Source organism: Paenibacillus sp. FSL H3-0457, from assembly GCF_037981725.1.
GTDB lineage: Bacteria > Bacillota > Bacilli > Paenibacillales > Paenibacillaceae > Paenibacillus > Paenibacillus amylolyticus.
The window spans coordinates 977,021-990,984 of sequence record NZ_CP150283.1 but is presented as its reverse complement, the minus strand read 5'-3'; the positions used below and the strand labels follow the sequence as shown (position 1 = coordinate 990,984).

The following is a 13,964-nucleotide window of genomic DNA, read 5'->3' as shown; positions in this document are numbered from 1 at the left end:
GTAATTAGTCGTCGGGCTGGGTCAAAACGCGTACCAGCTATCAAGGGATACGTCTGTCCATTTGATCCTATTCGACCATTTACATTAGAACGATTGGGCACAACTCTCTTGTCCTGTTCAAACAAACTCACATTGGAGGAATATGAAAATGAAAAACAAAATAGATTACGCTGACTTTTATGAACGAGTAGGCCGGACGAATGGCTGGAACTTCAGCTCCATGAACGTTGTCTCGGAGAACATCGGATGGAACTTCTATGAGGAAGTTGTTCGCCATACGCGATCGTCCGATCTGTTGCTGGATATTGGAACAGGTGGTGGAGAAGCTATTCTGTCCATTGCGGAAGATGCCTTATTACTGGTGGGAATTGATCTCGCTCAAGGAATGATTGAGACCGCACAGCATAACCTTCAGGCTACGGACGGTCATTCCAATGTACGCTTTCTTCATATGGACGCAGAAAAACTGGCTTTTCCAGATTACTTCTTTAATGTGGTATCTTCCAGACACTCTAGGTTCTCTGCTTCAGAAGTATTTAGAGTTCTTGCTCAGGGTGGGATATTTCTAACCCAGCAGGTCAGCGAACATGATAAATCCAACCTTTCAGAAGCTTTTGGCCGTGGACAGAGTCTTGGCATTCAACCTGGCACATTGATGGAACGATACAAGCATGAACTTCAAAGAGCAGGTTTCCATGACATTCAGGCCCGTGAATATAATGTGGTGGAGCATTACGCTACACCTGAAGATTTGATGTTTCTCCTAACCCATGCACCCATCATTCCCGATTTCGGAAAGGTAGACACTGACTTCGAGCGATTCCAGCAGTTTGTGAAAGAAAATCACGATGAGAAGGGCATTCATACCAACTCGGCACGCTTCATGATTACTGCTCGGAAATAAATGATTCCATATTGAATAAAATGAAATAAAAAAGACCCGGTCACATGTGAGAACTATAACATGGTTACCGGGTCTTTTTATGATGTTTGCGAGGCTATATATTAAATCGGATTTACTGCGTAATCTCCAACTTTTCCAAAAAAGGCTTTAATTTATCTACGACATAGTGGCTTCCACCTCGGCCGTTCACCTCTTCAATTACAGCGGATAACAGGAAGGTCGGAGAGTCGGTATCAAACACTACGAAAAATCCGTTTTCCTGCCCCTTCTCTCCCTTCTTTGCTTTCAGTTCCGCTGTTCCCGTCTTGCCCGCGAGTCCTCCAGGAATTGAATTCAAGGTGTGGGCCGTACCTCCCTGCCGGGAAACAACTTCTCCCAAAGCATCCTTAACCGTATTTGCGGCTTCCGGAGTAATAATTACCTCAGGCTCAGTGTTTTCTTTTCCCTCGATCAGAACAGGTTTCACCAGCTTCCCTTCATTAATAAAAGGTGTAAATGACGATGCCAGATGAATCGGGGACATTAACATCTCCCCTTGCCCGTAGGACGTATCAGCGAGTAACACCTCAGACGACAGATCAAGATGTGCTTCGTTGGCATATTGGCTCGGCTTCAGATACAATTCATCCAGTCCAAAGTTATCGCCAAAACCAAATTTCTGGATTCCATCAATAAACTTGGCACTCCCCATCTCGATCGCTTCCATCGCAAAGTATATATTGTCCGAGTACACTAGTGCATCGACCATGTTAACCGGGGATAAACTCTTCACACGCTTAACATAATAACCGCCCCAACTATCGTCTTTACGCCATTGCAAGCCAGAGATATCATGTGTTTTGTCCGCTGTGGTCACCTTCTCCATCAGTCCCGCTGCGGCTGTAATCGCTTTGAAAGTTGATCCTGGTGCATACCGGGTAGTGACTCTGTTGATAAAAGGAAGCTTCTCATTCGCCGAATAAGCATCCCACTCTACCTGAGTAAGTCCTGTGACCATTTTGTTCGGGTTATAGGAAGGCGCACTGACTAACGCCAGCAGGTTGCCGTCCGTCGGATTCATCAGAACCATTGCACCGGCGTCTCCACCACTGGATAAAGTCTGATACAATTTCTTTTGTTGTTTGGAGCTAATCGTCAGCTGAACATCCTGTCCATCTACAGCTTCCTTGCGAATAAGCTCAGAACGAGAGTTACCGGATTCATCGGTGATTTCGATCAGACCACCACGTTCACCACGCAGCTGCTTCTCCATGGACTGCTCCAAACCCGCTTTGCCGATCCAATCTTCTGCGCGATAATACCCTTCCGTATCCTTATCCAGATCTTCCTTGGTGGCTTTGCGCACGTAACCAATCAGATGCGCAGCCGCCTCGCCGAGTGGATAATATCGGATTTCCTTGCTTTGCATCGTAACCCCGCTTAAAGATTCTGGTACGTCAAACTCCTCCGTTGAACCAATCGGGACAAAATACTCCGGCTTCACCCATGTCTGCGCAAGCGCCTTATGAATGGCATCTTCCGAAACCTGATAATGGCTCGCGATTCGGGCAATCATCTGGTCCGGGTTATCACCAAGTTTCTCAGGTACAATGCCCCATTCATTCATCGTGCCCTTGGTAGCGAGTGGCAAACCATCACGATCCACAATGTCTCCACGATCCGGGAACAGTGTCCTCACTCGTACCTTACTGCCCTTAACCATGTCATCCAGGATCAGTGAAGGCTGCCAGTTAATTTGCCAGTTTTTGTCGCCGTCCTCAAGCTCCTGCCGGACCAGTTTCAGTGTATGTGTCTCACTAACTTCTCCCAAAAAGGTTGTCAGTTGCAGATCATAGTCCACTTCATACGTATCCGCGTCTTTATTCTCTGCAGCTGTCTTACCGTCATCAGACGCCGTTTCAGCAACATCCACAGGCTTAACCTCCGCCTTGACGGTGGATACTTCCATGCCCGAATAGATCGCATTGTATTTATCGACAAATTGTTCCTTGTTCATGCCCGAGTCTTGTAGCGAAGCAGGCGTCATCAACGTATACAGCTGGTCAAACTCTTTTTTCTGCAGATGCTCTATGTACTGATTCACGGTGGTCTGGGGCTTGGCTTCTGCTTCTTTGTTATTTTGCATGTATAGATACATTCCGATTCCACCTGCAAACAAGATGGGCAGCAGTCCGTACATTAATTTACGTTTGGATTTCATGGTTACATCACCTCTAATATACACTATAGATTTCCAGAGCCATTTAAACAATGAAACAAATCTGACGAATTTATCATTAAAAATAGCCGAAAGCTCACATAATATGTTTAAATAAGGAGAGTGAGATTACATACTAAAGCTTTTTTGCTATGCAAAAGGCTGAAAAGGAGCCCGATGATGGAAATCAGCTATTTTTTACTCCCCAAAGCCGAAGTGGCCTATATCAAGTCTACCGCTTCCATGAAAGATGCTATTGAGCAATTGGAATCGCAACACTACACCGCCGTTCCCGTGATTGACCAGGATGGAAAATATGTTGCTACCCTGTCCGAAGGCGATTTGTTATGGAAAATGCGAAATACACCCGGATTGACTTTTGATACGATGGATCAGGTTCAGGTCCATGAGATTAACAATCGGGTATATAATGAATGTGTATTCATTGAGGCTGAAATGGAGGATATGCTGACACTTGCAGCAGACCAAAATTTTGTGCCCGTGGTGGATGTCGATCGTGTCTTCCTCGGTATTATCCGTCGTAAGGATATTATTGAATACTATACGCGTAACATTTCGGATTAAATGAAGTCAAACATCCTGTAATAAACGAATATTCAACTCGAAAGGGTACTCCCGTGGTCATGTTTTGGCCAAACCGGGGTACCCTTTTTGTTTCATGGTCTGGTCGGAATCATTCTAGTTACGCTTAGCCCGCTCTTCAATGTAATAACTCAACACGTCCCTCGGACTTCCCTGAAATGCACGCTCTCTGCCGAACTCATACGCCTGATGCAAATACGAATACGCCTCGTCATGCTGTTCAAGTCTCATGCAGATCATGCCGAGATCGATCAACGGACTCGTACTTCTATCCGAACTCCGCGTACTTAACGATATCTCAGCCCACGGCTTCGCCAGTCCATACTGCTTCAGATCGATATGTGCATTCGCATGACAGGATGCGATCCAGCTTGCAATCTCCCATTCCATCTTCGGCTCGGGCAACATGCCCCATGCCTGATCATAATAGATAAGTGCTTGTTCATGTTGTTGCGTCTCATCCAGCACATTACCGGCTTCTACCGTTTCTACAATTTGTCGCTCCAGTTCGGCATGTTCCGGTGTCAGATCTTTCATTGCACCGTCTCCTCCTCCAGAACGAAATACCACTCCAGAAAAGCATTGAAATCAGCCCACTGCGGCTCACTCTCGCCATTAAGAAACCGTTCAATCGATTCACCCAGTTCCACCAGTACCACTTCTCCCGTCTGACGGTTGTAGAAAAATCCACCTTCACCTTCAAAACTGTCCAGTGGAATATACGCCTCGGGAAGTCCCAGTGTAAGCTGTGCTACATTCATGTCTTCCATATATACGGTATTCTCCATAAACCAGCAGATCTGATACAACTCCTGATGCCTGCTGTAAAAAGTTGGTCCATCCTCTGCATGTAGATAAAATTGTGCAAAATCCGATTGAAGATCGATCTCCAGCTTTTGCAATGCTTCTTCGTAGGCTGCTGGAACATCTTCATGCCACCAGCCTTGCTCCTGGCAATGATCAATCACTTTATTGGATAACATCGCAGACCTCCTAATTCAATTTTGCTCACACAGATTTTACAGGTATCCAGACTTGGGGAGGTGTGCCATCACCTTTGTACACTTCAAGTTCTGGAATCCCTGCATGCTGATATGAAGTGGAAGGAAACCACTCTGTCATAATATAGTGCCACAACCGTTGTATCGCTTCCGGCTCTAGTTCATCAGCTTCAAATACGACCCAATGGGACGCAGGAAGTTCGATGGACACCAAACCTTCAGGCACTTCACCTGAGTAAGAGGTAGCAATCCAATACTCCATTTGATTATCCTTCAGCTCTCTCTGATCTACACAGATGCCCACCAGACCGGGAATAGCTCCGTTATTGAACCCGTTTAAACGTTCCTCAATGCCGTCTGCCAAAGCATCCTGCCACATCTTAGGAATTTCTATTAAATTCTCACCATCCACACAAGAGAACGTTCGTTTGATGCCCACAAAGGTAAGAGACTGTTGTTCGATCACATGTTCATTCACATTCATTAGATGGACTCCTCTCCGAGAGCGATATGGGGCACGGTTCTCCATGACCCATTCATGAAAACATTGTCCCATACATGATATATACCTCCGATATGTCCTACAGTTACTGTATCAAAAGAGTAGGTAGATTGGAAATAGTGCCAGTACTCCTGCATATGAGAAGAAAACTTACTTACCACTCGTTGATGCTCGATGTTGGGAGATAGACATACTGGGTTCTTCCCGTCCTTCATTTCCTTATTCTGGTGCAACTTTCTCCCTAGTCGTTCGTCTAACTACTGACCAACAACTAAGGAGATGAATATGCGAATAACTTGCAGCCCCGGTTTCCCAGGAAGCATGATTGGATCGATTGATCTTCAGCCATCGAAGTATTACACCCCACCTTCCAGTAACAGTAAGATCACAGAATATGTTGACCCCGAACTCGTTACCATTCCCTATGTGGAAGATCCGGAATTCGGATCACACTTTGAGGCCATGAAGGTTATGAACGGAACTTATAAAGATGAAATGCATGAGAGCTATGATGTCGAATTTACCATTGATGTAGATAAAAAAGGTTATATTACGCAATTTGAGCATACGTTCCAGCTGGAACGTTATCTGGATCTGGTTCGCACAAAGTCCTATAAAGTGATCAAGACAAACTGGTGCGGACAAACATTTCACGTGATGACGTACAGTTACCTGGACGAAGTCATTCATCCGAAAAATGTCCTTTTTAAATGTAACCTCGCAGAAGACGTTTTTGTGGTAGCTGAACTTGTCTCCAATCGCTCAGATGAAAATGCAACTGAGCACGGTATCAGGGATCTTCATTTCCGTGCATTAATCTCGGCAAGAGATGATCTGTACCCATTAGATTATATGTGTGAGCCTGATTTCGACCTGAGTCTCGACTAAAAAGTAGATACATATGTAGAAAGAGCATAAGCTGTCCCCAATCAGCGGGGTGGCCTGTGCTCTTTTTTTAACAAATGAACCACCAACTCCCTAATTTAAACATCCTCCTTCACATGCTCGGCCTTATGCTCTCATGCCTGGTCCTAAGCAAAACCAGCTGTAATGTCGATGAATATACCATAATACTGAACATGCATATGTTCTTCGTACGTTCAGATATGAGAGGGGTTGGAAACATGGTTTACCGGAAAAATAAAATACATTCACTGTTCACTCTGCCCTTGGCAGGTTTGCTGTTTCTGTTATGGGGTGCTCAAGCGGCACATGCGGAACAGGTCGACAGTTTGTTACCTGAGCGAAGTCAGCAGGAGATCGTTCAAAAGTGGAATCAGTGGATGAATGGCAATGATACCTCTCCCCTGTATACAAAGACACCTTCGACAAGTGCTCCCTACTCTGCTGGTGTGGTAAGTGACGCCTATCTGGAACAAGGGCTGAATGCAGCCAACTTTTATCGTTTTATCACGGGGCTACAGGGCGATCTTGTCCTTGATCCGACATTGAATCGCCAAGCCCAGCATGGGGCTGTTGTGGTCTCCACGGGTGGAAACCTGTCCCATTATCCAAAACAGCCAGGAGATATGCCAAAGGATTTCTTTGACATCGGTTCAAAGTCTGCCAGCAGCTCCAATCTGTACGTTACCAGCAGTGCCAAGAATAACGTCCTGACAAAAAGTATTCAAGCCTATATGAATGATTCAGATGCCTCCAATATTGATCGATTGGGTCATCGGCGCTGGATTTTGAGTCCACAACTGCAACGAATCGGATTTGGACTCGCCACTCGTAGTGAAGCAGGCAAGACATATGATCAGTACTATAGTGCCATGCAGGTATTTGATAAAAGCAGAACTGGGGGAACTTCGTTCAACTACAGCCTGTTCCCAAATCAGGGAGCTTTTCCAATCGAAGCTTTTGGCAGTACACAGGCCTGGTCTGTTCAACTGAATACAGATGTATTCGCGAAACCATCACTATCTGAGGTACAGATCGAGATGACTCGGACTTCCGATCAACGTACATGGACCTTTAATGCAAAGAATCAGAACAGTGGCTTTCCAACCGGTTATTACAACGTGGACCCTGCGGATAAACAATGGTTTAATCAAGCCTATTTCAATGTAGAGACAGGTGGATATGGATATGGTTACGCCGTCATATTCCGTCCCGACGATGTGCAATTGTTAAAAAATGGCGATACGTTCAACATTCGAATTACAGGTCTGCAAAAGAAAAACGGTACAGCAGCGGAAATCTCATACTCCACACGTTTCTTCCATGTGGACGGTGTTCAAGATACAACACTTACCCGCATAACGCCAGGACAACCAAACCTGAAAGTCCGAACAGGAGAACAGATTGATCTGCCTTCAATCACTGCCGTGAATGATAACGGAACATCCTATGTTCCACAGTCTAACGTTTCCTTCAACACGACGTCAGACCGCATCGCCATCAAGGATGGAAAAATCATTGGACTTCAGGCTGGTAAAGCCGAAATTCGGATTCGTTTTGAAGGGAAAGAAGCGGTTGTCTCTGTTACTGTCACGGGAATTCCCCAATTAACTGATATCCGCACACATTGGGCGAAAGATGCCATTCAATGGGCCGTCCAACAGGAGATGGTCAGTGGATACGAGGATGGAACGTTCAAACCCAACAATCAGGTGAGTGAAGCCGAATTCCTCTCCATGTTGTTCAAGCTGTATGCGAATTCCCATGTCATTCAGAGCATAGATGCTGTAGAGGGACAAGCTATCAAAGGAAACATCTGGAGTGACCGTTACTACACCTATGCTTCCGCGTTGAATCTGAAACTGGATGCCAGCAAACAGAATCCGAAGCTGCGCAATCATGCCTTGAACCGAACAGAAGTAGCCGTAATCGTGGCGGGGCTTGGCGGTAAAAATTATACCCAGGATGACGATGCCATCCGGTATCTGCTGAACATGGGATACTCTTCAGGCAAAACCGCAGCTACGGTGCAAGGTTATGCGGGACAAGAATCCTTGACCCGGGCAGAGGCCGTTGTTTTTCTCCAGAACCTGAAGGAAAAAGGCTTCGAACTATGGAGCAGACCGAAGAATGCCACTGAAGCTACCGAGAATGAAAAGAACGGCGGACTTCCGGATCAGACCATGAAAGCAGTATACTCTGCCGATCACACGCTGGTCCTTCAAGGTACGTTCCCGGCGTATGCCAACCAGACGATGCCGATCAAAATTCATGGTCCTTCGCCTGCTGTAGAGCACATCCAGACACAGCAGGTTACAACAGATGCCTATGGCAATTTCAAACTAACGGTAAGTAACCTTGATGCGAAGGAACTTAACCTCTATGTGGACGTGCGCGAAGATTATTCCTACTGGATCAGTGTAGAGGCGGGGCGAACTGCGATAAGTGATTATACCGAGTAACATGTAAAAACCAGCTTAGGAATTCTACATTGAATTCCCAGCTGGTTTTTTTCTCTCGAAACATATTATGCTGGTGTGAACATGACATATTTTTATGGAATTGGAGAAGCGTCGGTCTGCACTAGAAATTAAATCGGATAACCGAATTGCTCTGCCTTTTCTGTCATTATCCTCGTTAACCTCGCTCTTAGCCCGCTCATCCACTCCGGCTCATGTGACCACTGCTCTGCAACAGATCGAAGCATACGCACATAACCGTGCAAGTTGGCAAAACGGCGACAAGCGGGGAACATACTCTCCAGATCATAACGTTCTCCCGCCTTGGACCAATACCCGTTCAGGAACAATTGTTTCTTCTGCTCCCATTGTTCAGACTCGATCTCCTCACGTAAACTATCCAGACTCTGTTCCACGTCCATTGCGTACCAGTGATACATCGAATCATCAAAATCAATGGCATAACAAGACTGGCTACCTTCGTCATAGAAAACATTGTCCAGTTCAAAATCGTAGTGGATGAGACCGAAATTTTGCTGGGTCATCGGTAAAGTCGCAAAATACGTTCGGAGAAACTCCACCTCGTTCAGAGCAGCCCTTTCACCAGGAAAACCCTTCAGGATCTCCTGCATCCAATTCAAAACATCTGTATAGGTCCAGCGTTTCTCCTTTTGCTCAGGCATGAATGCGCGCGATAGATGATGTAGCTCACCTAACGCCTGACCATAGCTGTACAGGATGGAGTCATTCAAATCAATGCTTCCTAACTGCGATCCGGGGACTCGCTTGAATACGGAAGCATAGTACGTTCCCCATGGGGTGTGAGCCTCTAGGAGTTCTGTCCCTGAATGAGAAGGTACAGACTCCATGGCTCCATAATGATTTTTTCGAAGATAGCGGAGGAACTCCAGTTCAGCGTTGAGGTTGATTTGATTTTTTTCCTCTACCGGGGCAAAACGAAGCAATCTCACTTCCCCCTGATCTCTGAACGGATACACGGCATTGGAGGATATGCGATAATACTGAAACATATCCAGCGACTCAGGATCATAACTCCAATTCTTTAGAATCATCTCGGCAAGGTCTTTATTTTGGAATAAATATTTTAATTTTAACATGGACATTTCTCCTTTTTGATCGTTTTAGGTGCATTGCTTGTAACCACCGAATGCCTATTTTTGCGCGCAAAAAGCCGCAGGCTATGCCTGCGGCTTTTAAAAATTCTGAGTGTATGAGAAATTTGCACAAGCAAATAAAACTCGCATACGCCAGAAAAAATGAGCAGTTATATCCCTATATATCAGCAGATCTCAGATCGGACTGGGAAACTGGATGTGTCCCACACTGTATCTGAATGATCTGCCGGAATTATTCAGTTTATGCTTACCTTCATTGTAGTGATAGAACATACTATCTTAGACCGTCGTTTCATGACGCTCACTCCCTTCAAAAAACCAGTTGTTACCATAATAGCCGATATGCCAAATGTAAGCAATTACAAAATGACGATAATCCCATCATTTTTTACTGGACAACCATCACCTTGTCCACCGTCTCGGTGTTGTCCTTATACCACACCATCACGATGTTTTCTTTTTGGAGATCAGACACTTGAATGGACGAATTCGCACGTGAGCTGGAATTGCCCGAGCCCGGCGTCCCCATACCTTCAGTGATAACAACATCATCACCTATATTCAATCTCATCTCCATTCCGGTATCCCTCCACTCCATGCTTGGAGATGAGCTATCCTGCACCTCAAGTAACGCCAGCGTAACTGTGTTTCCATTCACGGAGATGACTCTACCAGTAATGTCGGCATTCATCATCCCCTGCGTCATGCCAGGACTGCCTGTTCGATCATTCATGTCCGGGGTGCCCCTTCCACCTCTCGGTGTTCCTCCATTCATGCCCAGGCCACCACCATTCGGCATAGCGCCACCGTTCATCCCTTGCACAGAACTGGTCTTGGTAATATTCTGGGCGGTTATCACATCACAGGCCGTAAGCATAACCGAGCACCCCAGCAAAAGGAGTATTGTAACCGATGTGAAATATTTATTTTTTCGCATATGATCACCTTTTTCTCAGGGAATATTTCTCCAAGGTACCTTTACGATGGAATATGAAGTCATACGTATCTTTGAAACCCATATAGGACAGCACAACCAACAACGGATATACAGGGTAGATGTATCTGGACTTAATCTCCCACAGAATATAAAATCCGATGAATCCGAGAATGACCAGGATCAAGGAGACTTCATCATATCGTTTACGACGAATTCCACCGACCAACCGGATGAAAATAAAACAGTACATCAAGAAATTCATCACATATACGATTGAGAGCAAACCTGTCCGATAAGCCGAATCCCCTTGTAACAGTTCTGTTATCGCATTGGTGTAACTGTAGGAGCCTGCGATTCCGCCTCCCCTTCCTCTTCCGGCACCCATGGAACTTTCATTGCCGATTCCGTATCGGTCCATTTGGTACGTTCCTTCGGTCCAGGTCCATATAATCTTTTTGTAATACATCTGCACCAAGTCACTTGCACTTGCTTCAGACAGCTTGTTGCTGATCTCTTGTTTGAACAATGCTGCGCTCTCAGCCTTATTGTAGTTGGCCTGCCTCTGATAGATCTGATAACTCTCCATATTGTCCCAGAAGCCAAAACGCTCCAGATTAATGGCCATATTCAGCCACATATAGACCGGTGCAGCATTCTCTCCGACAGGTTCGCTCACAACACCGGAGGATTGAAGAACCGCATTTTGAGTCCAGGTTGGTACATTAAACAACATACCCAGCACACCGATGGAAATGACAACTTTCTTCACTCCGATGCTCCGCATATTCAGCAAAATATATATGATGGCAGCGATCAGCACGATCACGCCAATGCTTCGGAAGTAATTGCCCAACGCGAGAAAAACGGCGGCAATCACAATTGTTTTCCAAGACTTTTCACGTACAAAACGAATAACAAAGTATAAACAAGATGTCAGAAAAGCTGTGGCAATCACATCGTTATAGATCAGGTTGTTCAGGAACAGGGACGGCAGGTAGGTTGCTGCAAAGATCAACACACCGTAATCACATTCTGTGGATCTGTCGTTCACTTGTTTGTAGATAAGATAAATCATGAACGTTGTTAACGTTGAAAACAAAATATTAAATAGTTTGATGACCAGATAGTTGTCCGGGAACAGGTACAGCAATGTCTTCAGGTACAACACGATCGAGTAGTTAAACGGGAACATGTGCAGATAACCACCCGTTTCAAACGACGAGTAGTCTTGGTCATACAGCATGTTCATGGCGAGTGAGAGAACGGTCTGTGAATCATCGGTGGGCACTCTCGGAAATACGAAAATGACGATGATCTGAATGGCCAAAGAACTTAGCAGCACAATCGGAATGACAACCTTCGGACTGTATTTGTTCAGCTTCAGACATAGAGCATATAACCCAACACCTGAACCAAGAAGCAAAAGAATGACCGGGAGAAAAATACTCCACTGCTGCATGCCCAAAATGGGATTGTCCCCATACAAGGCGTAGTTGTACTGTGCCCGAACCAACAAGGACGAAGCAATAAACACCGCAACAAACACGAGCAAAATGAGATAAAACGACTTATGCAGCACCTTAGACATGCAAAAACTCCTTTTCGATTACAGGATTCCGTGAGTATTATAATGGCTCTGGCTGAAAAATCGCTGAAAAGGAGTAACGCTTGCGATCGGTGCAGCTCAGTATGTGTATACAAACAGAAAAAGACCGTCCCTTCGATAAGGTAACGGTCTATATGTCCAATTTTTTAAAAGTATAGGGCCTTAGCTAAATGTTGAAGATCACTTCTCGTCCTTGATAAACTCAATGATATCCTGGATGTCACAATCCAAAGCCTCACATATTCGATTCAGCGTATCGAACTTCACACCATCGGTTTCTTCATTATATAATTTGGCAATCCCATTTCTATGTAATCCGGTTAGTCGGGATAAATCAGCAATATTAATTCTTTTCTCACCCATAATACGAGATAAATGAACCTTGATCATACGAATTCTCCTCCAAACTAAAATGCACACTGTGATGTTGACAAAGCACACTACAAGTTGTATATTCAAATAAACATAATGCACACTGTAGTGTTCGAATGGAAACTTAATATCTACAAATACTCAAAAAGAGGTGTATATAGTGAAAGAATCCTTGGAATCTTTAGCAGAACCGTTAATCCGAACGCGCTTAGAGTTATTATACAACAATTTGTCTCACACGCAGCCTGATTATACCCAACTATCTAAAGAATCTGATCAATACTTTCAGAATATTCGCCAAGCTTTACCGGAGCAACTGAATCAAACCCTTTTTCTATATGAAGATACTCAACTCTCTATGCAAACACTTCTGGAAAGAGAGATTTATTTACAAGGGTTTCGGGATGCTCTTCAGCTAATGAACGAATTACATATAAACAGCTTCTAACAACTGGCTTCTTACAAAATATGCTATAATCAACAAAGCAATAGAATAGGCTTAAAGGGTCGGTCGGCTACCTCGCCATGAAGGGAGGGATGCCCTGTGACAGTTTTTGAAGCAATCTTGCTGATGCTTACCTTTGGTACGCTCATCGTTGCCATTCTGTCCGATAAACGCAAATAGACCGCCCCCGTAGCAAAGGAATGCGGTCTATTTCATCGTGCCCTTATGTTACCGAAGCCCACCGCCCTTAAAAGCGGCTATTGCTCGGAGGAGTCGTGTTACCAGCACGGCTCTCTTTGCATTTTACGTCTAATCTGCTCTTATTATACCATACTCAAATCTCAGGCGTCACATGTAAACCACGCTAGATACGATACATTTCTTTATACTCATCCACATATAAAACTTCAATACAATTCGACCAATTCAAAATCGAACCGACAAAATCCTGAATGTCCAGACCCGGCATCTCATACGTCTCCGCTGTGTTCACCGAACCTGTTGCGTCCTCAATCAAGGTTACCTTAAACCCTTCGTGTTCCGCAGTAATTGCCGTAAACAGACAACAATATTCCATGTTGAATCCAACAATAAATACATGTTCTACCTGATGCTCATGTAGCCAAGTTCTTAGCTCCGGATTGCTGAAGGCACTTGGTTTGCTTTTCTCCATAACAGGATACTGACCGGTACCCATTATAATTTCCAGGTTCTCAACATTTTTATAGAACAGTGAAGAACCCTCCTGATCGTAATCTACATGTTTCATGTATATGATTGGCTCATGTTGCTGTTCAAAATCAGCGATAACCGCTTCAATCTTGCCCAACTGAACTGTGAAATCCTTCAATGACTTGATCCCATACTGCACATCCAACACGATTAGTGCTTTGTTCATC

General features: G+C 44.8%; 14 protein-coding genes. 5 read left to right on the top strand and 9 right to left on the bottom strand.

Annotation, left to right across the window (positions count from 1 at the left end):
* Window positions 1–148 precede the first annotated feature (148 nt).
* The gene (locus MHH25_RS04535) at window positions 149–904 is read left to right on the top strand and encodes a class I SAM-dependent methyltransferase (protein WP_340019282.1); all 756 of its coding nucleotides are present in this window, start codon (window positions 149–151) and stop codon (window positions 902–904) included.
* A 112-nt stretch (window positions 905–1,016) separates the two neighbouring features.
* On the opposite strand, the gene MHH25_RS04530 is transcribed toward MHH25_RS04535, so the two are convergent.
* Window positions 1,017–3,104 carry a penicillin-binding transpeptidase domain-containing protein gene (locus tag MHH25_RS04530; RefSeq protein WP_340019281.1) on the bottom strand — a complete coding sequence of 696 codons (2,088 nt, stop codon included), beginning with the start codon at window positions 3,102–3,104 and terminating at the stop codon, window positions 1,017–1,019.
* Between the two features lie 177 nt (window positions 3,105–3,281).
* Between MHH25_RS04530 and MHH25_RS04525 the strand changes: the two genes are divergently transcribed.
* A complete protein-coding gene (locus MHH25_RS04525) occupies window positions 3,282–3,686 on the top strand; it encodes a CBS domain-containing protein (protein ID WP_036605969.1) in 405 nt (134 codons plus the stop codon).
* Window positions 3,687–3,800: 114 nt separating this feature from the next.
* On the opposite strand, the gene MHH25_RS04520 is transcribed toward MHH25_RS04525, so the two are convergent.
* From MHH25_RS04520 to MHH25_RS04510, 3 genes are read right to left on the bottom strand one after another with little or no spacing between them, the layout of a single operon-like run.
* On the bottom strand, window positions 3,801–4,241 hold the full coding sequence (locus tag MHH25_RS04520; protein WP_076253745.1) for a hypothetical protein: 441 nt from the start codon (window positions 4,239–4,241) through the stop codon (window positions 3,801–3,803).
* Window positions 4,238–4,687, bottom strand: a complete 450-nt coding sequence (locus MHH25_RS04515; protein ID WP_076217251.1) for a hypothetical protein — start codon at window positions 4,685–4,687, stop codon at window positions 4,238–4,240. Before MHH25_RS04515 ends, MHH25_RS04520 begins: the two co-directional genes overlap by 4 nt.
* A 25-nt stretch (window positions 4,688–4,712) precedes the next feature.
* Entirely contained in the window at window positions 4,713–5,189 is a 477-nt protein-coding gene (locus MHH25_RS04510; protein ID WP_036668288.1) for a GyrI-like domain-containing protein, read from the bottom strand.
* 303 nt (window positions 5,190–5,492) lie between these two features.
* On the opposite strand from MHH25_RS04510, the gene MHH25_RS04505 reads away from it, so the two are divergent.
* Window positions 5,493–6,095 (top strand): hypothetical protein, encoded by a 603-nt coding sequence (locus MHH25_RS04505; protein WP_340019280.1) that lies wholly within the window; start codon window positions 5,493–5,495, stop codon window positions 6,093–6,095.
* A 236-nt stretch (window positions 6,096–6,331) separates the two neighbouring features.
* Complete coding sequence (locus MHH25_RS04500) at window positions 6,332–8,572, top strand: S-layer homology domain-containing protein (RefSeq protein WP_340019279.1); 2,241 nt, start codon at window positions 6,332–6,334, stop codon at window positions 8,570–8,572.
* A gap of 128 nt (window positions 8,573–8,700) precedes the next feature.
* On the opposite strand, the gene MHH25_RS04495 is transcribed toward MHH25_RS04500, so the two are convergent.
* The 4 genes from MHH25_RS04495 to MHH25_RS04480 form a co-directional block, all read right to left on the bottom strand.
* On the bottom strand, window positions 8,701–9,687 hold the full coding sequence (locus tag MHH25_RS04495; RefSeq protein ID WP_340019278.1) for a phosphotransferase: 987 nt from the start codon (window positions 9,685–9,687) through the stop codon (window positions 8,701–8,703).
* 406 nt (window positions 9,688–10,093) lie between these two features.
* A complete protein-coding gene (locus tag MHH25_RS04490) occupies window positions 10,094–10,642 on the bottom strand; it encodes a hypothetical protein (RefSeq protein WP_340019277.1) in 549 nt (182 codons plus the stop codon).
* Window positions 10,643–10,646: 4 nt separating this feature from the next.
* Window positions 10,647–12,230, bottom strand: a complete 1,584-nt coding sequence (locus MHH25_RS04485; RefSeq protein WP_339197110.1) for a glycosyltransferase family 39 protein — start codon at window positions 12,228–12,230, stop codon at window positions 10,647–10,649.
* A gap of 198 nt (window positions 12,231–12,428) precedes the next feature.
* A complete protein-coding gene (locus MHH25_RS04480; protein WP_036605982.1) occupies window positions 12,429–12,638 on the bottom strand; it encodes a helix-turn-helix transcriptional regulator in 210 nt (69 codons plus the stop codon).
* Between the two features lie 142 nt (window positions 12,639–12,780).
* On the opposite strand from MHH25_RS04480, the gene MHH25_RS04475 reads away from it, so the two are divergent.
* Entirely contained in the window at window positions 12,781–13,068 is a 288-nt protein-coding gene (locus MHH25_RS04475) for a DUF6809 family protein (RefSeq protein WP_076253750.1), read from the top strand.
* A 361-nt stretch (window positions 13,069–13,429) separates the two neighbouring features.
* On the opposite strand, the gene MHH25_RS04470 is transcribed toward MHH25_RS04475, so the two are convergent.
* Window positions 13,430–13,963 (bottom strand): isochorismatase family protein, encoded by a 534-nt coding sequence (locus MHH25_RS04470; RefSeq protein ID WP_036605983.1) that lies wholly within the window; start codon window positions 13,961–13,963, stop codon window positions 13,430–13,432.
* Window position 13,964: the final 1 nt, after the last annotated feature.